At 61.7% G+C, this 21,903-nt stretch carries 19 protein-coding genes; 8 read left to right on the top strand and 11 right to left on the bottom strand.

What is annotated here, in order from left to right; all coding sequences use genetic code 11:
* The first annotated feature begins 123 nt into the window (after positions 1-123).
* The 4 genes from CYG48_RS08295 to CYG48_RS08280 all read left to right on the top strand — a co-directional run bounded on the left by CYG48_RS08295 (position 124) and on the right by CYG48_RS08280 (position 9,889).
* On the top strand, positions 124-1,350 hold the full coding sequence (locus tag CYG48_RS08295; protein ID WP_118849948.1) for an efflux RND transporter periplasmic adaptor subunit: 1,227 nt from the start codon (positions 124-126) through the stop codon (positions 1,348-1,350).
* Positions 1,347-4,574, top strand: a complete 3,228-nt coding sequence (locus tag CYG48_RS08290; protein WP_118849947.1) for an efflux RND transporter permease subunit — start codon at positions 1,347-1,349, stop codon at positions 4,572-4,574. Before CYG48_RS08295 ends, CYG48_RS08290 begins: the two co-directional genes overlap by 4 nt.
* Positions 4,575-4,684: 110 nt before the next feature.
* Positions 4,685-6,100 carry an FAD-binding oxidoreductase gene (locus tag CYG48_RS08285; protein ID WP_118849946.1) on the top strand — a complete coding sequence of 472 codons (1,416 nt, stop codon included), beginning with the start codon at positions 4,685-4,687 and terminating at the stop codon, positions 6,098-6,100.
* Positions 6,101-6,187: 87 nt separating this feature from the next.
* Positions 6,188-9,889 (top strand): AsmA family protein, encoded by a 3,702-nt coding sequence (locus tag CYG48_RS08280; protein WP_118849945.1) that lies wholly within the window; start codon positions 6,188-6,190, stop codon positions 9,887-9,889.
* Positions 9,890-9,911: 22 nt separating this feature from the next.
* Here CYG48_RS08280 and CYG48_RS08275 read toward each other — a convergent pair whose 3' ends face one another.
* Complete coding sequence (locus CYG48_RS08275) at positions 9,912-11,447, bottom strand: sensor histidine kinase (protein ID WP_118849944.1); 1,536 nt, start codon at positions 11,445-11,447, stop codon at positions 9,912-9,914.
* 121 nt (positions 11,448-11,568) lie between these two features.
* Between CYG48_RS08275 and CYG48_RS08270 the strand changes: the two genes are divergently transcribed.
* From CYG48_RS08270 to CYG48_RS08260, 3 genes are read left to right on the top strand one after another with little or no spacing between them, the layout of a single operon-like run.
* A complete protein-coding gene (locus tag CYG48_RS08270; RefSeq protein WP_118849943.1) occupies positions 11,569-12,156 on the top strand; it encodes a thermonuclease family protein in 588 nt (195 codons plus the stop codon).
* Positions 12,149-12,793, top strand: coding sequence for a uracil-DNA glycosylase family protein (locus CYG48_RS08265; protein ID WP_118849942.1), 645 nt, complete (start codon positions 12,149-12,151; stop codon positions 12,791-12,793). Before CYG48_RS08270 ends, CYG48_RS08265 begins: the two co-directional genes overlap by 8 nt.
* Positions 12,794-12,841: 48 nt before the next feature.
* Positions 12,842-13,330, top strand: coding sequence for an Lrp/AsnC family transcriptional regulator (locus CYG48_RS08260; protein WP_118849941.1), 489 nt, complete (start codon positions 12,842-12,844; stop codon positions 13,328-13,330).
* A gap of 48 nt (positions 13,331-13,378) precedes the next feature.
* Here CYG48_RS08260 and CYG48_RS08255 read toward each other — a convergent pair whose 3' ends face one another.
* From CYG48_RS08255 to CYG48_RS08230, 6 genes are all read right to left on the bottom strand, one after another.
* Entirely contained in the window at positions 13,379-14,251 is an 873-nt protein-coding gene (locus CYG48_RS08255) for an NAD(P)-dependent oxidoreductase (protein WP_118849940.1), read from the bottom strand.
* Between the two features lie 100 nt (positions 14,252-14,351).
* A complete protein-coding gene (locus tag CYG48_RS08250) occupies positions 14,352-14,762 on the bottom strand; it encodes a CopD family protein (protein WP_118849939.1) in 411 nt (136 codons plus the stop codon).
* A gap of 6 nt (positions 14,763-14,768) precedes the next feature.
* On the bottom strand, positions 14,769-15,323 hold the full coding sequence (locus CYG48_RS08245) for a DinB family protein (RefSeq protein ID WP_118849938.1): 555 nt from the start codon (positions 15,321-15,323) through the stop codon (positions 14,769-14,771).
* A gap of 87 nt (positions 15,324-15,410) precedes the next feature.
* Positions 15,411-16,139, bottom strand: coding sequence for a hypothetical protein (locus CYG48_RS08240; RefSeq protein WP_118849937.1), 729 nt, complete (start codon positions 16,137-16,139; stop codon positions 15,411-15,413).
* Positions 16,140-16,165: 26 nt separating this feature from the next.
* Positions 16,166-17,032, bottom strand: coding sequence for a hypothetical protein (locus CYG48_RS08235; RefSeq protein ID WP_118849936.1), 867 nt, complete (start codon positions 17,030-17,032; stop codon positions 16,166-16,168).
* Between the two features lie 88 nt (positions 17,033-17,120).
* A complete protein-coding gene (locus CYG48_RS08230) occupies positions 17,121-17,939 on the bottom strand; it encodes a class I SAM-dependent DNA methyltransferase (RefSeq protein WP_118851556.1) in 819 nt (272 codons plus the stop codon).
* A gap of 119 nt (positions 17,940-18,058) precedes the next feature.
* Between CYG48_RS08230 and CYG48_RS08225 the strand changes: the two genes are divergently transcribed.
* Positions 18,059-18,781, top strand: a complete 723-nt coding sequence (locus tag CYG48_RS08225; RefSeq protein ID WP_118849935.1) for a DUF2270 domain-containing protein — start codon at positions 18,059-18,061, stop codon at positions 18,779-18,781.
* Between the two features lie 16 nt (positions 18,782-18,797).
* On the opposite strand, the gene CYG48_RS08220 is transcribed toward CYG48_RS08225, so the two are convergent.
* The 4 genes from CYG48_RS08220 to CYG48_RS08205 form a co-directional block, all read right to left on the bottom strand.
* Positions 18,798-19,064: an usg protein gene (locus tag CYG48_RS08220; RefSeq protein WP_118851555.1), complete on the bottom strand. Its 267-nt coding sequence runs from the start codon at positions 19,062-19,064 to the stop codon at positions 18,798-18,800.
* A gap of 145 nt (positions 19,065-19,209) precedes the next feature.
* Positions 19,210-20,040 (bottom strand): ABC transporter permease, encoded by an 831-nt coding sequence (locus tag CYG48_RS08215; protein WP_118849934.1) that lies wholly within the window; start codon positions 20,038-20,040, stop codon positions 19,210-19,212.
* Positions 20,037-20,819, bottom strand: coding sequence for an ABC transporter permease (locus tag CYG48_RS08210; protein WP_118849933.1), 783 nt, complete (start codon positions 20,817-20,819; stop codon positions 20,037-20,039). The genes CYG48_RS08215 and CYG48_RS08210 overlap by 4 nt, the downstream gene beginning before the upstream one ends.
* A 112-nt stretch (positions 20,820-20,931) precedes the next feature.
* Entirely contained in the window at positions 20,932-21,714 is a 783-nt protein-coding gene (locus CYG48_RS08205; RefSeq protein WP_118849932.1) for a transporter substrate-binding domain-containing protein, read from the bottom strand.
* Positions 21,715-21,903: the final 189 nt, after the last annotated feature.

Here is a 21,903-nt window from a genome sequence, read left to right as displayed (position 1 = left end):
GAATTTTCCGTGATATTACAATTTCGTAAGAAAGCCCCTGGAGGCATTGCTTACGGCTCTGAATCGGCGATATTTGGCAGGCCTTAGAATATCATGCGCGACATGCAACCTCTGGAGTTTTGAATGCGGATTTGGAAACAACTATTCCTCTGTCTTGTGCTGCTTGCGGCAGCACTTGGACTCTGGATTTACATGGTTCCATCCGCAGGCCAGACGCTGGCAGGCTGGGGCGTTCCGCAACCGGTGCTGGCGGCCATCACCTCTCCATCCGAGGATGTATCTGCCGCTAAGGAGCCTGCAGCCGGTGGGCCGCGCAATGGCGGGCAGGCTGCTGCGAACGGTCCGGAGCCAGGACGCGGCCAGGACGGACCCGGTGGTCCGGGCGGGGCAAACCGCGCCACGCTCGTTTCGGTCCAGCCGGTGAAGATCGGTGTTGTCAATGACCAGTTGTCGGCAATCGGCAGCGGCCAGGCGGTGCAGACCGTCGTGGTCATGCCGCAGGCATCGGGCACCATCAACGAGATCATGGTCACCGCCGGCCAGAAGGTCGAGAAGGGCCAGGTGCTGGCACGTCTCGACGATGACGAGCAGATCATCGAGCGCGACAAGGCGCAGGTCGCGCTGAAGAGCGCCCAGGAGAAGTCAGCCTCCTACAAGAACCTCCAGTCGGTCGCGCGGCTTGACGTTCTTGATGCCCAGATCGCCGAACAATCAGCCAAGCTGGCGCTTGCCACGGCCGAGCTCAACCTGAAGCGTCGCGATATCGTGGCGCCCATCGAGGGTATTGCCGGCATCGTCCCGGTCAATGTCGGCGACAATGTCACCACCCAGACCAGCATCGTGACGATTGACGACAGGTCAGCGATCCTCGTCGACTTCTGGGCACCGGAGCGTTTTGCCGTGGCGATCGAGCCCGGCCAGGCGGTGGAGGCAAGCGCTATCGCACGGCCCGGCCAGGTTTTTGCTGGCACGGTCGATGCGATCGACAACCGCGTCGATCCGGCGAGCCGGACCATGCGCGTACGCGCCCGGATTGAAAACCCGAAGGACGAGCTGCGCGCAGGCATGTCCTTCAGCGTCACCATGCGCTTCAAGGGCGAACAGTTCCCGGCCGTTGATCCTCTCTCGATCCAGTGGGACAGCGAAGGTTCATACGTCTGGCAGATCAAGGACAACAAGTCCTACAAGACGCGGGTTCGCGTCGTGCAGCGCAACCCGGATGCGGTTCTTGTCGAAGCCGAGCTGAAGGAAGGCGACCGCGTTGCCACGGAAGGCCTGCAGCGGGTGCGTGACGGCGCGCCGGTGCGCATCGGCGGTGCTCAGGAAACGGCGGAGGTCGCTAGCCAATGAAGTCCGACACGCCCGTGATCGAGCAGCCCGAAGAAGAACAGGTCGACGTCGCGCGGACCGGCCAGAGCTTTACCGCGCTGTTCATCCGCCGGCCGGTGCTTGCCGCCGTGCTCAATACTCTTCTGGTCGTTGCAGGCCTTGCAGCGCTTGCCGGTATCGAAGTGCGCGAACTGCCGGATGTCGACCAGCCGGTCATTACCGTTCGCACCAATTACGACGGCGCGTCGCCGCAGACCATGGACCAGGAGGTCACGCAGGTCATCGAAGGCGCGGTCGCACGCGTTTCTGGCCTGAAGGCACTGTCGTCCCAGTCGCAGTTCGGCTCCAGCCGCGTCACCATGGAATTTTCCGACACGGTGGACCTGTCGGAAGCTGCAAACGATGTGCGCGATGCCGTCGGCCGCGTTCGCAACCGGCTTCCGGACGAGGTCGATGAGCCGCGTATCGTCAAGGCGGATGCCAATTCCGAGGCGATCATGCGCCTTGCCGTCACTTCGTCGACGCTGTCGATGGATGACCTCACGCAGCTCGTCAACAATGAGATCATCGACAGGCTTGCCGCCGTCGAAGGCGTGGCAGACGTCGAGCTTTATGGCGACCAGGAGAAGATCTTCCGCGTTGATGTCAACCAGGAAGCCCTCGCCGGCCGCGGGCTGACGGTTGCCGATGTGTCGCGGGCGCTGGCCAGTGCTGCGCTGGACGTGCCGGCCGGCTCGCTGCAGAGCCGCACCCAGGACATCGTGGTGCGTGCCACGGCCAACCTGACGAAGCCGCAGGATTTCGAAAACGTCCTCGTCGCCCCGAATGTACGACTGCGCGATGTCGCGACGGTGGAACTGGGTCCCGATGACGGCAACACGGTGCTGCGTTCGAACGCGGTCCAAGGCGTTGGTCTTGGTATCATCCGCCAGGCGCAGTCGAACACGCTCGACATTTCGGAAGGCGTGAAGAAGGCGGTGGCCGACATGGCCAACATCCTGCCTGAAGGCACGCGCCTCATCGTCACCAGCGACGACGCGATCTTCATCCAGGGAGCGTTGCATGAGGTGGAGATCGCGCTTGCCCTCTCGGCGAGTGTCGTTCTCCTCGTCATCTGGCTCTTCCTGCGTGACTGGCGCGCGACGCTGATCCCGGCGCTCACCATGCCGGTGGCGCTGATCGGCACGCTCGTGGCGATCTATCTCATCGGCTTTTCGATCAACATCCTGACGCTGCTCGCCATCGTTCTGGCCACGGGCCTCGTGGTCGACGACGGTATCGTCGTGCTCGAGAATATCGTGCGACGGCGGTCCGAAGGCATGGGGCCAAGGGCTGCGGCGGTGCTCGGCACGCAGGAAGTGTTCTTCGCGGTTCTGGCGACGACAGCGACACTTGCTGCCGTGTTCATTCCGCTCTCCTTCCTTCCCGGCCAGATTGGCGGACTGTTCAAGGAATTCGGTTTCGTTCTGGCGCTCGCGGTCGGGCTGTCCTCGATCACCGCCCTGACGCTTTGCCCGATGCTTGCCTCGCGCATGCTGACCAAGCCGATGTCCGAAGATCACGGTTTCCTGGGCGCAATCGGCAACGGCTTCGCCCGTATCTACATGCGCGCGCTGCGCTTCTGCCTGAATGCGCCGCTTGTCGTGATCGTGTTTTCGGCGATCTTCGCCTTCGCCTCCTACATGGTCTTCGGACAGGTCACCAATGAGCTCACGCCGCGAGAGGACCGCGCTTCGGTGATGCTGCGGCTGACGGCGCCGCAGGGCGTTAGCCTCGATTACACGCGCGACCAGATGCAGCGCGTCGAGGAATATCTCGAGCCGCTGCGCGAAGCCGGTGAAGTCACCAACATCTTCTCCATCTCCGGTTTCGGCAGCAACAAGAATAGCGGTTTCATGGTTCTCACGCTGGCACCGTGGGGTGAGCGTGAACGCAGCCAGGACCAGATTGCCGCCGATGTGAACGCGGCAGTCGCCAAGGTGCCGGCTTTGCGCGGCTTCGCAATACAGGCAAACAGCCTGAAGATCCGAGGCGCCGGCAACGGCATGCAGATGGCGCTCGTCGGCAACGACTATGATCTCCTGACGGACACGGCCCAGAAGCTCGTGACGCAAATGGAGCAGCGTCGCGATCTCTTCGATACGCCGCGCCTCACCAACGAGCCGACCCAGGCGCAGCTTTCCGTGGCGATCGATCGCGAACGGGCGTCCGACCTTGGCATCGACATCACCGGCCTTTCGACCGCCGTGCAGTCACTTCTCGAGGGGCGCTCGGTTGTGGATGTCTTCGTGGCCGGCGAAGCATTGTCGGTGAAGCTGACGTCAACGACGCGTCCACTCGACGATCCGACTGATCTTGAGAACATCTTCCTCAAGACCGGCGACGGCAAGATCGTGCCAATGTCGACCATTGCGACGTTGAACGAAGGTGCGGTGGCGCCGCAGCTCAACCGCGAACAGCAGCTGGCGTCGGTGTCAATCTCTGCCAACCTGCCGAACAATGTCGCGCTGGGCGACGCGGTCCGCGAGATGACGGCGCTTGCCGATCCGCTGCTGCCCGAAGGTGTGCGCCTGATGCCGATGGCGGAAGCGAAGACGCTGGGAGAAAACTCCAACGCGATGCTGATGACCTTCGGCTTTGCGATCGCCATCATCTTCCTGGTTCTGGCGGCGCAGTTTGAAAGCGTGCTGTCGTCGATCATCATCATGTCGACGGTGCCGCTGGGGCTTGCCTGCGCTGCCATCGCGCTGGTGCTGACGGGATCGAGCCTCAACGTCTATAGCCAGATCGGCCTTGTTCTTCTGGTTGGTGTCATGGCGAAGAACGGCATCCTGATTGTGGAGTTCGCAAACCAGCTTCGCGACAAAGGCGCAGGGGTTCGTGAGGCGATCGAACAGGCCTGCTCGGTACGCCTGCGCCCGGTAATGATGACGATGATTGCCACGATCATCGGCGGCGTGCCGCTGGTGCTGGCGGAAGGTGCGGGTGCCGAAGCCCGTGCCGCGCTAGGCTGGGTTATCGTCGGCGGGCTTGGTCTCGCCGTCAGCGTGACGCTGTTCATCACGCCGGTCGCCTATCTTCTGATCGCCCGTTTCGCGAAGCCGCATGTGCATGAGGAAGCGCGCTTCCACCAGGAGCTCGTGGATGCCGCATCGGGCAAGCACATCAAGCGCAAGCCGGCTGATGATGGTAACGACGAGGAAAACCAGGACAACAAGGAACCGCCGCTGCTCGCTGCCGAATAGGCGCAGCACGGGTTGCCAGAGGGTGGCGGGGTCGAGTGCCCGCCACCAAGCGAGTGGACAAACACGCGCACGTCGCCTAACAAAGCATTGAAAGCTTTGGGAGATTGGTCATGGCGCTGAAGGACGTGAGAGCGGGCATCCGCAACGAAGAGGGCATCGCAACGGTGCTCGGCATCCTGAAACAATCCTTCGGCGAGCGCTTCCAGACCGGGCAGGCTTTTCGCGAGCAGCATGCCCACACCACGAGTTATCTCACCTCCCAGCTTCCGGACGGCGTCGTTTTTGTCGAAAGCGCCGATGACGTGAAGGCGGTGGTCAAGGCCTGCACCGAGCACAAGGTTCCGGTCGTCCCCTTCGGTGTCGGCACCTCGCTTGAAGGCCAGGTGAATGCGCCGTCCGGCGGCATCTCGATCGATTTCAGCCGCATGAACAAGGTGCTGCGGGTCAGCCCGGAAGATCTGGACGTGACCGTGGAGCCCGGCGTGACGCGGGAAGAGCTGAATCGGGAATTGCGCGCAACGGGCCTGTTCTTCCCCATCGATCCCGGTGCCAATGCGACGCTGGGGGGCATGACGGCGACCCGCGCCTCCGGCACCAATGCGGTCCGCTACGGGACCATGAAAGACAACGTCCTGTCGCTTACCGTCGTGACAGCGAATGGTGAGGAGATCCGCACCGCACGGCGGGCCAAAAAAACGTCTGCCGGTTATGACCTCACGCGGCTGTTCGTCGGTTCGGAAGGGACGCTTGGCGTCATCACTTCGATCACCCTGCGCCTGCAGGGCATCCCCGAGAAGATCGGCGGGGGTGTCTGTGCCTTCCCCACAGTCAAGGCAGCCTGTGACGCCGTCATCATGACGATCCAGATGGGTATTCCGGTCGCCCGCATCGAGCTTCTTGACGACGTACAGATGCGCGCCGTCAACGCTTATTCCAAGCTCAGCTATCCAGAGAAGCCGACGCTTTTCCTGGAATTCCACGGCACGGAAGAAACGGTGGCGCTGCAATCTGCGCAGTTTGCGGAAATTGCTGCGGAATGCGGTAGCGACGAGTTCCAGTGGACCGCGAATGCCGACGAGCGCGCGAAGCTCTGGCAGGCCCGCCACAACGCCTATTGGGCAGGCCGCGCACTTGCTCCGGAACTGGATGGGTTGTCGACGGATGTCTGCGTACCGATCTCCCGGCTCGCCGAATGCGTGGTCGAAACGCAGGCGGACATCGCGGCGGAGGGCTTGCTGGCGCCCATCGTCGGCCATGCAGGCGACGGCAATTTCCACGTGCTCGTTCTGTTCGACGGCAAGGATACGGCTTCCGTCGAGAAGGTCGAGGCCTTTACGGCGCGGCTCACCAAGCGGGCGCTTTCCATGGACGGGACATGCACCGGCGAACACGGCATCGGGCAGGGGAAGATGTCTTTTCTCGAAGACGAGCTTGGCAGCGCCGTCGACGTGATGCGGACGATCAAGAAGAGCCTCGATCCGGACAATATCTTCAATCCGGGCAAGATCTTCCACCCCACCTCCTGATCGGGCGTGAGTGTGGCCTGCATGTGCTTGACTTGGCCATGGGCGCGGTGGAACTAGTTTAGAACTTCTGAACACAGGGAACGCGATTTGCTCGGGCGCATCCTATTGGCATTGGGTGGACTGGTCGTGGTGGTGCTGTTCGCGGCACTGCTGGCTCCCTTCTTCCTGGACTGGTCGAGCTTCCGCGTCGCGTTCGAGGATCAGGCAAGCCGAATCCTTGGCAAGAAGGTCGCCGTGCACGGCAACGTCGATGCGCGCATCCTGCCGTTTCCCTCGGTAACACTGCACGATGTGCGGGTGGGCACGGATGCCGATGGCCAGCCGTTGGTGCAGGTCGCGCAGTTTTCCATGGATATGGAGCTTGCGCCCTTCCTCTCCGGCGAAGCGCGCATCTTCGACATGCGCATCGATCGCCCGAAGGCGCGCATCCGCATCCTGAAGGACGGAACGCTGGACTGGATGCGGGGCGGCAAGGCTTCCATTCCGGCTCGCAGCGTCGTGCTTGAGGATGTGCATATCACCGGCGGCGAGATCGACCTGATCGACGAGCAGTCGGGCCAGTCACGCCATTTGCGTGGCGTTTCGGCGGACCTTTCGGCGGGCTCGCTGCTCGGTCCATGGCGCGGCGAGGGCAACGCGACGCTGGATGACAATGAAGCGCGCTTCAGCATCACCACCGGTACGGCCGATGCGCAGGCGAGGCACATTCCGCTGCGGCTGCGGTTCTGGCCGGATGCCCAGCCGGTCGAGGTGAACCTCGACGGCGAGCTCAGCATCGCCGAAAACAAGCCGGCCTATAACGGCGCATTCACCCTTACCTTCCTGGAAGAGGAAGACGAAACGGAGCCGGTCACGCCGCCGCCACCGGGGCCGCGTGCAAAGGGTGGCTTCGAACTGACCAACGAGCGCATCCGAATTCCGGAATACCGGCTTGAGCTTGGCGCGCTCGACAACCCTTACGTCATCACGGGCGAAGCGACGCTGGACACCGGGACGCAGCCCGAGTTCCTGCTGACTGCCGAGGGCCAGCAGATCGATGTCAACCGCTTGGGTGAGGGGGCGGCACAGGCGAAAACCAGCCGTGATGCGGCCGCCTCCGCGCAGCGGCGGATCAACAACTTCATCCGCATGGCGGCCTCGATCCCCATTCCGCAGGTGCCGGGCCGGGCGAGCCTGCGCCTGCCGGCGATCGTGGCCAACGACACGACCATTCGCGACATCCGCCTTGATGTCCGGCCCGCGGGCAACGGCTGGACGGTTGATAATGTGGTGGCGACGCTTCCCGGACGCACCCAGCTGGAAGCCAAGGGTGCGCTGACGCTGCGTGACCGGATCTCCTTCGCAGGCGACATGCTGGTGGCATCGAGCCAGCCGTCGGGTCTGGCGGATTGGCTTGCGGGGCGGGTGGATCCGGCCATCCGGCAGCTGCGTTCGGCAGGCTTTTCGGCGCGGGTCAACCTGACGCCGGAGTTGCAGCGCTTCGACAACCTGGAACTGGCCATCGGTCCCGCAATCCTTAAGGGAAGGCTGGAGCGCCAGTCGCCACAAAGCGAGGTGCCGAACCTTTCGGTGACACTGGCGGGCAACGAGATCGACATTGATGCGATGCAGGCGCTGGCCGGCCTTCTGACCGGCAACGATGCGGGCGAGGATGTGCTGGATCACCGGATTGCGGCAACGCTGAAGGCGGACAAGTTCAACGCCTTCGGGGTGACGGCGAGCAAGGTCGATACCGCCTTCACAACGGCCGGCGGCGTCCTCTCGCTGGAGCGCCTGACGGTCGGCGACGTTTCGGGTGCGGCAATTGCCGCTAAGGGCCGCGTCGAGGGCTCCCTGCTGTCCTACGCTGGCAGCGGCAATCTCACCCTCCGATCGCGAGATCCGTCGGCCTTCTTCGCCATGTTGCGTGATCGCCTGCCGCCGCATCCGTTGCTGCAACGACTGGCCGCCAGCGCAAGCTGGTTTGCTGATACGGATCTATCAGCGGACCTCACCGTCGGTGGCGCCATCGGCGGGATGGAAGTTACTGTAAAAGGCCAGTCGAACGGCAGCGCGGTGGACGCTAACCTCAAGCTACCTGGGCTGTTTGACCTCACAGGCAGTGACCGGGTCACACTCACCGCATCGCTTGCCAATCCCGACCCTTCGATCCTGCTCGGGCAGGCGGGCCTCGACCCGTTGCTGCAGGATCGAGATGGTGCCGGTCGGCTGGAGCTGACCTTGCAGCAAGTCGAGGCTGGAACAGCGCGCACAGAGTTGAGCTTTCGCACCGACCGCACCTCGCTGACGTTCGAAGGTGACCTGAACCTGCAGGAGCAGGGTTTTGGCGAGGGCCAAGGGCACCTAGCGCTGAAGAGCGACAATCTCGAGCCTTATCTGCTGATGACGGGTTGGACGCTGCCGCAGTTCGGTATTGGTCTCCCTACGGACCTTGAAGCTGATCTAGCGGTGCAGCCGGAGCAGATTCAGCTGACGGATCTTATGGGCGCCGCGGCGGGCAATAGTTTTGCCGGCAACCTGACGGTCGACCGGAAGGCGCCGGGTCGGCCGGCGACCGGTGCGCTTACCGTGGACAACGTGGATCTAGCATGGCTTGGCGAGGTGGTGTTCGGGCCAATCACCGATCCAGGTGAAGGCAAGCTCTCCTCTAATCCTCTCCAGAATCCCTTGTTTTCCGACCTCGATGTCACCCTTGATCTGAAGGCCAAGAGTCTGCGGGCGGGCGCCATGGGCACGATCGGGGACTTCAGTGCCAATGTCGCCCACCGCAGCGGCGGCATCACCATCGAAGACGGCAAGGGCAAGTGGCGCGGCGGCGAAGTTGCCGGCCGGTTGATGATGTCGAACGCGGATGGCACCGGGTTGTTGCAGGCACGCCTGTCCGGCACCGATACCGATCTGTCTGCGCTTGTCTGGCAAATGGACGAAAAGCCGGTGGCGGCCGGCAGGCTCGACTTTTCCATGTCGGCGGAATCTACCGGCAAGAGCGTCGCCGAACTGATCGGCGCGGCAAGCGGCTCGGCGGAACTGCGCATGAAGGGCGTGAGCATCGCTGGTATCAACAGTGCTACGATCGGTCCGCTGATGGCGCAGGTGGACAAGCTCGGTGGCGAGGTGAACGAAGATCGTGTCCGGCCGCTGGTTGCCGCGCTCGTCAATCAGGGAATGACGGAGATTGGCGATGTCATGGTGCCCGTGACCATCACAGCGGGCGAGGCGCGGGCACAGCCCGTAACTGTGACAACCGGCAACACGAGGCTCGTCGGCGTCGGCCGCTTTGATGTGGTGGATGACAAAATGAGCGCCGAATTGGCCTTGACCTACGACGCCGGTGAAGAAGCGCTTGCGGGAGGCGACCCGACCGTTCGACTGCAGTATCGCGGGAACCTGAGCAGCCCGGAGCAACGGATCGAGATCGGCCCGATGGCGAATTTCCTGTCGCAGCGCGCCTATGAACAGGAGCGGCGGCGGGTGGAAGCCCTGCAGGCGAGTGTGCTGGAAAAGCAGCGCCTGCGTCGTGAGGTGGCGCTCTACAATTTCAAGGCAGCAGAACGCGAGGCCGCTCGGATAAAGGCGGAAGCCGAGGAGCGGGCGCGCCTTCAGGAGGAAGAGGCAGAGCGACAAAGGCAGGCCGCGGAAGCCGCCGCCGCGCGGGCGGCGGAAGAGGAGCGCGAGAAGCAGGCGGCCCCGGCTCCCTTCATCATTCCACCGGAGAGCGAGATACTCTCACCGCCGCCGGCGCTGAGCCCATCGGGACCGGGTCCGGATCTTCCCGGCATCCAGCAATAATAATGAGATTGGCTGTCTAGCTTTAAGCGAAGGACTTGCGGCGGCGTTCGACCGCCGGTGCGTCGGCGACCGCCGGGACGCTTTGCAGCACGCGAGTTGCCGGCAAGATTGCGATCGCCTCGGTGCCCTCGCGCAGCTTTGAGCGCAGGATGAACTGGCCGTCGTGCTTGGCGAGGATGGCCTGGACGATCGGCAGGCCGAGGCCTGTGCCCTGCTCGGCGCTCTTGATGGCGATCGAGCCCTGGCCGAACGCAGAAAGCACCACCGGGATTTCTTCCTCGGGGATGCCTGGCCCATTGTCCTTGATCGCGACGTATTGCCCGCCACCGGCCGTCCAGCCGACCTTTACCGTGACCTCGCCGCCTTGAGGCGTGAATTTCACCGCGTTGGACAGGAGATTGAGCAGCACCTGGCGCATGGACTTTTCATCAGCCCAGACGAGTGGCAGTTCCGGCTCGAACTGCTGGCGGATGGTGATCGACTTGCCGCGTGCACGGAGTTGAACCATGCCGATGCAATCTTCGGCGATTTCCAGCAGCGAAAGGGCTTCTTCGGCAAGATCGTAACGGCCGGCTTCGATGCGCGACAGGTCGAGGATCTCGTTGATGAGGTTGAGGAGATGCTGACCCGAACGGTGGATGTCGCCGGAGTATTCCTTGTAGGTCGGGTTGTTGAGCGGGCCGAGCACTTCCGAGCTCATCACCTCGGAAAAGCCGAGGATCGCATTGAGCGGCGTCCGCAGCTCATGGGACATGGAGGCAAGGAAGCGGGACTTCGCAAGGTTTGCTTCCTCCGCCCGTCGCCGCGCCTCGTCGGACATGGACTTTGCCACCTCGAGCTCGGCGATCAGGTCGTCCTTCTCCGACTGATAGGACATCAGGGTGAGGTTCGAGCGGTAGAGCCGGTCGCCGATATAGTGAAAGAAGACGACCGCGACAGCGCACATGGCCGCCATGCCGATGTCGAGCGCACTGCGGGAAAAGACGGCGATGCCGACCAAGGTCGCGACCGTGGGCAGGAAGCCGATCAGCATCCCGAGCCGTAGCATGAAGCTGCTCATCGCGGTGATCGACACCGCCAGTAGCAGCACCGCGCCCTTGTAGAAATAATAGGTATCGCCGGAGCAGCCATCACAGCTTTGCAGCGCAAAGGCTGCCCAGCCGACGCCCACGAGAAGCTGTGCGGCCATCAGCCGCCGTCGCCAGACCTGAACCTCGGTGGCGCTGATTTCCTTGCGGTTCGCCCGGCGCGACACGAACACGTTGAGTGCGTGGACGCTGAGCATGAGAAGCGCCCAGGCCAGGAACTGCGGGTCGGAGTCGAGGTAAAGGCCAACTGCTGTAACGAGCACGACGAACAGCGGCACCACTGAGGCGCCCTGCAACACGGAGGTTACGTGCATGCCGAGCATGTCGCGGTCGAAGACCTGATTGCCCTTGGTGCTGGATTGGAGACGTTCCCGCGTCGCGCGGACAGCCTTCGACACAGCCTTGTTGCGGTGGCTTCGCGAACGATCGACGATGATCTTGTCGGTTGAGGTGCTGACGCCGGTACTCATAGCCACTGAACTGCTTGCGCGGGTGGTTGTGAGACTATGGTCAAAACCTTAAGAGAGTACTGCCGGGAAAGGATTTGTTTGCCATTCCTCTGAAGCTTCCGTTTTCGATTAAGGCTCAAATGTGGCTCGACTGTCGAGGTTAATCCGGGATGGCGGCATGGCTGCCGCCTTTCTGTTCCTGATGATGCTGATCGCCGCCAAGCTGAACGGCAGCGACGACACCCGGATGAGCGGCCCCTTTCATGTGGTGGACGGGGATACGCTGGCGGTGGGCGAAGAGCGGCTGCGGCTTCAGGGCATCGATGCGCCGGAACTGGACCAGATCTGCGAAGACGCCGACGGCGGGCAGTGGGCATGCGGCCGTGAGGCTAAGAAATTCCTTGGTGAGTTCGTGCGCGAGGACGGTGTGGAGTGTGTTGGAAGAGACCGCGACCGCTACCGGCGCCTGCTGGTGCGTTGCCGGTCGGGCGAGTTCGACATCAATGCTCAGATGGTGCGGCAGGGCCTGGCGGTCGCTTCCGGCGGTTATGAACGCGAACAGGTCGCGGCGCGCAGCGATGGATTAGGTCTCTGGGGCGGGACGTTCGATGAGCCACGGGCCTGGCGGCAGGCGCGCGGCTCGATGGAGGCGCCGGGGATCATCGAGATGATCGGTGGTTGGATCTCGAATGCCTTGGGGCGAGAGGTCAGCGAGGGCGAGCATGGCTGAAGAAAATGTTGAAGCCCTGTCTGCCGCGATCGCAGCCTGCCGCATCTGTCGTGACGCGCCGGCCAAGGGTGATGCCTTCCGACTGCCACACGAGCCAAGGCCGGTGGCGGTATTATCGCAGACGGCGAAGATCCTGATTGCGGGGCAGGCGCCGGGGCTGCGTGTTCACGAAAGCGGACTGCCGTTCAACGATGCATCCGGCAACCGGCTGCGCGACTGGCTGGGCGTCAGCCGCGAGGAGTTCTACGATCCGGCCAACTTCGCGATCCTGCCGATGGGCTTCTGCTTCCCGGGATACGACAACAAGGGGAGCGATCTTCCGCCGAGACGTGAATGCGCACCGCTCTGGCGGACGCGGGCGTTCAAGTCCATGCCGCAGGTCGATTTCGTCATCGCAATCGGCCAGTACGCTCAAGGTTGGCATCTCGGACCACGACGGAAGAAGGGAATGACGGAGACGGTTGCGAACTGGCGCGAGTATTTCTTCGCCAACCAGGCGCCGCGCGTGTTGCCGCTGCCTCATCCAAGCTGGCGCAATACGGGGTGGCTGCGCAAGAACCCGTGGTTCGAGCTGGAGGTGCTTCCGGTGCTGCGCGAGCATGTGGATAGCTTGATCAGGGGAAGAAAATTCGATTAATTCCGGAGAATCTGGTGTATAACGAAAAATCATTTCGAAGGGGATATAATGGACCGCCTTGATCGCAAGATCCTGCGCATACTGCAGGAAGACTCCACACTCGCTGTCGCGGACCTCGCGAAGAAGGTTGGCCTGTCGACTACGCCGTGCTGGCGCCGTATCCAGAAGATGGAAGAAGATGGCGTCATCCGCCGCCGCGTGGCGCTGCTCGACCCGGTGAAGGTCAACACCAAGGTCACCGTGTTCGTGTCGATCCGCACCGCCAGCCACTCGATTGAATGGCTGAAACGCTTCTCCGAAGTGGTGGTGGATTTTCCGGAAGTGGTCGAGTTCTACCGCATGAGCGGCGACGTCGATTACCTGCTACGCGTGGTCGTGCCGGACATCGGCGCCTATGACGCCTTCTACAAGCGCCTGATCGCCAAGATCGAAATCCGCGATGTGTCGTCGGCGTTTGCCATGGAGCAGATCAAGTACACGACTGAACTGCCGCTGGATTACATGATCCTCGACAACCAGAAGGCCGGCGAGGACTGAGCCACTAGGCTCGAGGAGCGGGCCGCCGGTTCAGCGGCCCTCCTGGTCTTATCTCTTCTCAAGGCGCGCGAGCAGTGACGAGGTGTCCCACCGCTTGCCGCCCATGGCCTGGACGTCACCATAAAACTGGTCGACGAGCGCCGTCAGCGGCAGCTTGGCGCCATTGCGGCGCGCTTCGGTAAGCACGATGTCGAGATCCTTGCGCATCCAGTCCACCGCGAAGCCGAAATCGTATTTCCCCGCGTTCATCGTCTTGTAGCGGTTCTCCATCTGCCAGGAGCCGGCGGCACCCTTGGAGATGACTTCGATCACCTTCTCGATATCGAGGCCTGACTGCTTGCCAAAATGGATGGCTTCCGCAAGGCCCTGAACCACGCCGGCGATGCAGATCTGGTTCATCATCTTCGTCAACTGGCCGCTTCCGACCGGACCCATGAGGCCGACCATGCGCGCATAAGCATCGATGACAGGCTTCGCCTTGTCGAAGGTGGCCTCGTCGCCGCCGCACATGACAGTCAGCACACCGTTTTCCGCGCCTGCCTGGCCGCCCGAGACCGGCGCATCGATGAAGCCGATGCCCTTTTCCTTGGCGGCGGCTTCCAATTCGCGCGCGACCTCGGCGCTGGCGGTCGTGTTGTCGATCAAGACCGCGCCGGACTTCATGCCGGCAAGGACCCCCGTTTCGGTGACCGTGACGGAACGAAGGTCGTCATCATTGCCGACGCAGGTGAAAACAAAATCCGCATCCCTGGCAGCCTCGGCTGGCGTTGCCGCCGACTTGCCACCGTACTTCTTCACCCAGTCATCGGCTTTCGAGGCGGTGCGGTTATAGACGGTCACGTCGTGGCCGGCCTTTTCCTTCAGGTGCCCCGCCATCGGGAAACCCATCACACCGAGACCGATGAATGCCACCTTGGCCATGCTTGTACCTCCTGCATCGTGTGATCGAGGATTAGAACATGGAGCCGGCTTGCGAAAGCCGGCTCCAGCCGAAAACTGTTCGCGTTCGGTTGCCTGCGGATCAGAACGGCTTGATGATCGCCAGTGCGATGATGATGACCGCCGAAACGAGGATGATCGGCATGCCGAGGCGAACAAAGGCAGGCGGATCAAGCTTCGGATCGGCCTGCATGCGGCGCATCCAGCCCTGCTGCATGCCGTGAAGTGCGGAGAGCAGGATGACGAACAGCAGCTTGGCATGCAGCCAGCCGTCCGAGAAGCCGACATAGGCGACAATCAGCCAGATGCCGAAGATCCAGGCACCGGCAAGAGCTGCGGTGGTGACCGTGCGGTCGTATTTGCGAAGAGCGGCAATCACGCCGACACGGATGGTGGGCGGCACCATGGAAATCACGAAGGCATTGATCAACATGCCGGCGACGAGCAGGAAGTCCGACAGGACGTGCAGGTACTTGATCACGAAATACATCATAGAACATCAACTCCAAATAGCGGCTTCGGTGAAGCCAAGTTCAGCAAAATCTTGTGCGCGCAGCCGTTCTTCGTCTGCTGGGAAGAACTCGTCCAACTGCGGCGGCTTGACCGACGTGCCCGATAGCATGGAATGGATCTGGCCGCGGTGGTGAATCTGGTGCTGGAACAAATGTAGCAGGATGCGATCCCGACGCTCCACCTGGACATGGTCTGCCCGGGGAATGCGAACTTCGTCCGCCAGGGCCTTCCCATCCATGAGCCGACAGTGGTCGATGAGACGGCGGTCTGCGGTGCGCTGTTCGCGGTCGAGATCGGTGAAGGTGGGAAAGGGGATTTCCGGATCGAAGGCAGCTGCGCCAATGCAGTCGCCCTCAAGCGCACTGATATACAGCCAGTCGACCGTCAGGTTGTGGTTCAGCGTGTGGATGATCGAAGGGAAGAAGCTCAGTCGCGGTGCGGCCAGTTCTTGCGCAGAGAGCTGTCCGCATGCCTTCAACAGCCGGTGGTTGGCCCAGGCATTGTTATAAGCCTGAGCAAGAAGATAGCGCTCCGGTGTCATGCGACTCCCTCCGATGCTGGCAACCTATCGGTGAAGCCCCCGGATGAGAAGACGAATTGTGCCGCCTGACCTCCGGCTCGAAGCCGGTTAGTGCAATCTCTTGTCCAGGCGTTCGGAGCGGGTGCCGAGGCTGTCGGAGATTTCCTGCCAGATGCGACGCAGACGGCGAACATGCAGGTCGTCGGCGATCCAGGCCATCAGATGCTCGACGCAGATCTTCAGCCGCTTCTCGTCTCGACTGACATGCTCCCACGCCCATTTGCAATAGTCATCGACGCTTACCGCTTTGATTGTTCTGTCGGTGTCGGGGATCAGCGGCATGATCTTGCTCAAGCCTGCCGCCTCGCGCATCGTGTCGGTGCAGGCAAACAGGATGCCGGCATAGATCCTGTCAAACTCGTCGGGCCCGTCGATGATGGTGGAGGGTTCGGGTTTATCGGGATCTGGTGGTGTTTGGGCTTGGTCGCCTTGAGCCGGATCTGTCTTGCCGCCACCAGCCTCGTCGCCCAAGCGGCTCTTGAAGTCGATGGCGCGCTCCAGATCGAAGATCGTGCGCACGTGCATTTCCCGTAGCAGCAGGAAACGCTCCAGCCCGACAATATGGCATAGCTGCGCCTGCGCCACCCAATCCACAGTCTGGTAGATGCCATAGGGTGACTCCACGTAGAGCATGATCGGGTTGTAGACCGCCAGGTTCTGGATATCGAAGATGCCGCATTCCTCCAGCCGAAACCGGGTGAAGTAGTCGATCCCGTCGATGACGTCGAGCGGCGTGGAACGCGTCAGCTTGTTGAAGCGGTCATCGTCCAGCTTCACCCAGGCGACAAGCGACTGAAGGCGCGTCAGCAGGAACTTGGTCGAACTTTGCGGCAGGAGGCCGAGCAGCGGCGCAAGCGCGATCCAGAGCCATGGAACGGCGCCGCATGGTCTCGGTTGAGGGTCAACTGGGACGAGTTCCCGATGCTCGCCAAGGGGTCGGGGAAGGCGGTGTAGAGAAAGATGACGATCAGGACGGAGGCGAAAATCTCCACGGACTGCCGCAGGAAGGTATAGGCGGAGAGATCGAAGACTGCCAGGCTGCGCATGAAGATGCGCACTGCTGCGATGAAGGCTCCGGCGAAAGCGAGTGCGCCGACGATGCGGATCTCGCCATAGAGAGTTTCAGGCGAGCAGCAGGTGGCCGCAGCGCCGCCTGTGCACATGTCTGGCGCCCTTTCGACGTGCAGGCCGCCATCGATGACCTGAAACAGGTGCCGAAAGCCGGCGAAGGTCAGAGCACTAAAACCGATCGATGAGATCAGCAGCTTGTAGTCGCCAAGATTGCCGAACATGCGAGAGCGGCGAACGAGCTTCTGGATGTCCCTGGCCGTCTCGTCGGCGCTGCGTCGCACGTAGACGTCCGGCTCCGGCTGCAGGTCCGACACATACTTCGACGTGACGAATTCAAGCGATGGGTTGTAGCTGGTGGATGTGCCCGTTGTGTCGTCCGATCCCTTTTCTTCAGGTTTTGTGGCCGGATAGGAGACGATAAAATCGGCGATCACTCGCAGGCGATGGGCGCGGATCTCGTTGCGGGCAAAGATGAGGATGATCGGAACGAGTATCGCGATCGCCAATGCGATCCAGCGGAAGGGATCGTCCGCGGTGAAGATAGCGTTGGCAGCGGTCGTTAGGTCGGCTTCTGCCCATTGTGCAAGTTGCTGCAGCACGACCTTCCCCCGATGGTTGCATCGAGAGATTACAATGTATCCGTCGCGAGTCTACCAATCGTAGACACGCGATGGTTGCTTTGACGTGCTAGTCGTGAGCTCTGGTGAGTTGCGAGATTACCAGATGGCCAGGGCTCGGCTGGCCGTCCTGCATGCGCACGTTGATCTCGCTGAGGTCGATGATCTCGAAGCCGGTATCGGCGAGGCGCTCGCGGATATAGCTTTCGGAATGCAGGAAGCGTTGATGCGGACCGACGATATAGGGGCGGCCGTCATCGGCAGGCAGCGTTTCGGATGAGAAGATGAAGAGCCCGCCTGGCACCATGTTTTCGGCAGCGCCGAAGAACAGCGGCTCCAGCGCGCCGAGATATGGCAACACATCGGTCGCTGTGACGAGGTCAAACGGCTCGTCGTCGTTGTCTTCCAGAAAATCTTCGACCTCTGCCACGTAAAGCGTCTCGTAGAGGTCTTTCTCGTGGGCGATCTCGACCATGTTCTCGGAGATGTCGATGCCGGTGATGTCTTCCACCATGTCGCGCAGCGTGCCGCCGGTGAGGCCGGTGCCGCAACCGAGGTCGAGCATGCGCTTGAACGGGCCGAGCTTAAGGTCCTGGAGGCGCTGGCGCACCATGACGGGGACGGCATAGTTCAGTTGCTCAACGAGGATATCCTCGAAGCTTTCGGCATGCTGATCGAACAGCGTTTCAACATAAGCGTCGGGAGCCTTGGGTGGTGTTTCACCGCGTCCCATGGAGGCAAGCCGCACGGCCGCGCCGCCGTGGTCCTCTGGATCTATCTTGAGGACTTCTTCATAGGCCTTGGCCGCTGCATCGAAATCGCCCGCCTTCTCCAGCGCGAGCGCGCGGTTATAGGCCTCGGCCAGTGCATCTTCGTCGATTTTCTTCATCGGCTCGTCCTTCGTTTGGGAGGCGTTTAAGCCCACCGTCCGTGTTTGTCCATGCAGTGGAACGGCCGGACCGCCTTCATCGTTCATCCGAAAGGCAATCCTCCCGGAGTTCTCAAGCCATGGCAGCGGACCAGTCTCAGACGGTTCTGGAGCAGAATGTAGAGCGGCGTGCGCCATCGCTGCCGATCACCTCGTCCGAAAAAGCCAATATGATCATCCACTATTATCGTGGCGAGATGGGCAGGATGACGAGCTGGCGCGACCGGATCGATCGGACGTCGAACTGGGCAATCACCATGGTCGCGGCGCTGCTGTCGGTGTCTTTGTCTACCTCCACATCTCACCATGGCGTGGTTCTGTTCGCGATGCTGCTGGTGTCGCTGCTGCTGCTGATCGAGGCGCGACGCTACCGCTTCTTCGACGTTTACCGGGCGCGGGTGCGAAAGCTGGAGCGCCATTACTTCGCACAAGCGCTTTACCCGCAGGCCGACCTGAAGCCTGACTGGGCGCAGGCGATTGCGACCAGCCTGCGCAACCCATGCTTCCTCATCAGCTACCGCGAAGCCTTGTTCCGGCGCATCCGGCGCAACTACGTCTGGATGTACCTGATCCTGCTCTGCGCCTGGCTTCTCAAGATCACCACGCCGAAGCTGCTTCCCGACGAGCCGAAGACGGACAAGGTGTTTTCCGTTGCCGAAGCCATCAACAATGCAGCACTCGGCCCGCTGCCAGGCTGGATCGTGGTGGTGATCGTCGCAGCGCTCTATATCTGCATCATCTTCGCAGCCCTGCATCGCGAGCCCGACGACGGCGAGTTCGCGCATGGCGAGGTGCATGTGTGAAGCCGCGGCGCTGTGCCTAGTGGAGCATGATCTCGCCCTTGACCGAGCGCCACTCGCTTGCCGAGATCAGCTTGCGGTGCACGTAGCGGACGGAGTGGAGGGGCCCGTCGAGCTTTTCCTGCCAGAACTTCAGGAAGCCGTTCATTTCCGGAAAGTCCGGCGCGAGATCGTAGTTCTGCCAGACGTAACTTTGCAGGACGGACGGGTGGTCGGGAAGGCGGTAAAAAATCTGTGCCGTGGTCAGGCCATAGCCCTTCAGCATCATTTCCATGTCAGACATCAGCGGTTCCCATATTGTCGCTCGAGTGGACGTCGTTGCGCCACCCGAATGGGAGCATGCCACGTTTAGCACGGGCCTTACAATTCATCTTTATGTGCAGAAACGTGAATTATTTCAGGTGTTTAGCAGCCGGATGCGCCGGCTGCTGCTAGCGCTTCAGGTGACGGGTCAGCCGCGCTTCAAGGAACGCCCAGACATGGCGCAGCACTTCCACGATCGCCAGGTAGAAGATCGCTGCCCAGAGGTAGGTCTGGTAGTCGAAGGTACGTGAGAAGGCGTAGCGCGTTTCGCCCATCAGGTCATAGACGGTGACGATGGCGACGACCGCCGAGCCCTTGATCATCAGGATGATCTCGTTGCCGTAAGGGCGCAACGCGACGATCAACGCCTGCGGCAGGATGATCTTGCGGAAGGCAATGCTTTTCGAAATGCCAAGGGCGGCAGCACCTTCATGTTGGCCGCGCGGAACGCTTTCAATCGCGCCGCGCAGGATTTCGGCCTGATAGGCGGCGGTGTTGAGAACGAAGGACAAAAGCCCGCAGTACCAGGCGTCACGGAAGAACCACCATAGACCGACCGATTCCAGCTGTGGCTTGAAGCTGCCGAGGCCGTAGTAGATCAGGAAGAGCTGTGCGAGCAGCGGCGTGCTACGGAAGACATAGACATAGGCGTAGGCGATGGCGCCCGCCACCCGGTTCTTCGACATCCGTGCGAAGGCGATCGGTACTGAAAGGGCTGCGCCCAGGACCACCGAGATGCCGACAAGCGAGATCGTCGTCCAAAGCCCGTGGAGATAGCGCGGGCCGTAGCGGAGGAATTTGTCCTGGTTCCAGCCGTTGATGACCGTCAGCACCAGGCCGGCGGCCAGCAGCGCCCATAGCGCGAGAACAGAGATGCCAGCGATGCGCGCGACCGTGAGGCCTTGTTTCGTCGCCGCGGGAGCCGGGCGGGGCGGTATGAGTTCGGTGACGAAGCTCATCGGCGCACCTCCGAACGTCGTGCCCAGCGCTCGACATAACGCAGGCCAAAGGAGGAGATGACCGCGAGCGCCAGATACAGGAGGCAGGCGATGAAATAGAAGAAGAACGCTTCCTTGCTTACGCGCGCGGCAATGCCCGTCTGTCGGACGATGTCGGCAAGGCCGATAACCGAGACATAGGACGTATCCTTGAGAAGGATCAGCCACAGATTGGTAAGGCCGGGCAGTGCAATGCGGATGAGTTGCGGCAGGACGATCAGCCGCAGAGTGCGCCAGCGGCTCAAGCCAAGTGCTTCGCCAGCCTCGTACTGGCCATGCGGAATCGCCCGGAAGGCCGACAGCAGCACCTCGGACGAATAGGAAGAGAAGACCACCGCGAGCGCGATCATGCCGGCCAAGAAGGCGTTGATCTCCACGCGGCCTTCGTAGTTGAACCAGGCGAGTACTGCCTGCAGGCCAATCTGCATCCCGTAGTAGATGATGAAGAGGGTCAGCAGTTCCGGCAGGCCACGGAAGATCGTCGTATAGATGCCGGCCGCAAGCCGCAGCGTCTTGTCCTTGGACTGGGCCGCAAGTGCGATGAGGAAGCCGATGAACAAGCCGACCGGCACGGTCGCGACCGCCAGCGTGATCGTGACGAGGACCCCGAAGGCGATCTCGTCGCCCCAGCCCGCATCACCGCAGGCAATGAGGCTGTTGGAGCCGAACAGGGAGAAGATCCCGATCGGCCCGCAAAGCGGATCAAGCGCGCCAAAAAGGGCGGAGAAGATTCCGCTCATGCAATAAGTTTCCCTGCGGCTTTGCTGCCGCTTAATCTTGTGTGCCCGCCATTAAAAAGAAAAACGGCGGAAGGGCAACCCTTCCGCCGAATTGTGCGATCAAAGCTGTGACTTACTTGTCGCCGTATACGTCGAAATCGAAGTACTTGTCCTGCACCTGCTTGTACTTGCCGTTTTCGCGGATGGCAGCGATGGCCGCGGTGAACTTGTCGGCCAGAGCCTGTTCGCCCTTGCGGACGGCAACGCCGGCGCCTTCGCCGTTGATCTCCGGATCGAGCGGCAGGGGAGCGAGGATCTTGCAGCAGCTGCCAGCGTCCGACTTCACCCATTCCGTCAGTACGACGATGTCGTCGACCACGGCGTCAACGCGGCCGTTGGAGAGGTCGAGCTTGTATTCGTCAGCCGTCGGGTAAAGCTTCGGCTCGGAATCGGGGAAGTGCTTTTCGACATAGTTCGAGTGGCTTGTCGAACCCTGCGCGCCGATGGCCTTGCCCTTCAGCGATTCCGCCGTGGCTTCGGTCAGCGGCGAGTCCTTCGGTACGGCGATGGCTGGCGGGGTGTTGTAGTACTTCTTGGAGAAGGTCACCTGCTCCTTGCGCTCCGGAGTGATCGACATCGAAGCGATGATGGCGTCAAACTTCTTCGACTGCAGGGCAGGAATGATGCCGTCCCAGTCGTTGGTGACGAACGTGCAGGTTACCTTCATCTCCTCGCAAAGCGCCTTGGCCATGTCGATGTCGAAGCCGGTCAGTTCGCCGTTCGCCTCAAGATTGTTGAAGGGCGGGTATGCGCCTTCGGTGCCGATAACGAGCTTTTCCTGAGCCATGGCGGAGCCGGCAAAAAGCGAAAGCGCCGCGATGGAAGCGGCGGCAAGGAAGCGATGGGAGATGTTCATGATGATCCTCTCTGTTGGCGGCCTCACGGCGTCTTGATCTTCTTCGCCGGAGGAGGCGAGCGCGTAGTAACGCCAGCCACGCCTATAGATACATGCCTCGCTGAAATTGCAACGCATTTTACGTGCACGTCGCGCCACCTCACCATGAACGGCATGTTCAGCCGTGGTTCACGCCACGGCACGAAGATG

This window comes from Neorhizobium sp. SOG26 (genome assembly GCF_003491345.1).
GTDB classification, from domain to species: domain Bacteria; phylum Pseudomonadota; class Alphaproteobacteria; order Rhizobiales; family Rhizobiaceae; genus Neorhizobium; species Neorhizobium turbinariae.
Note: the sequence above shows the minus strand (reverse complement) of the source record. Positions and strands in the feature narration are given on the sequence as shown.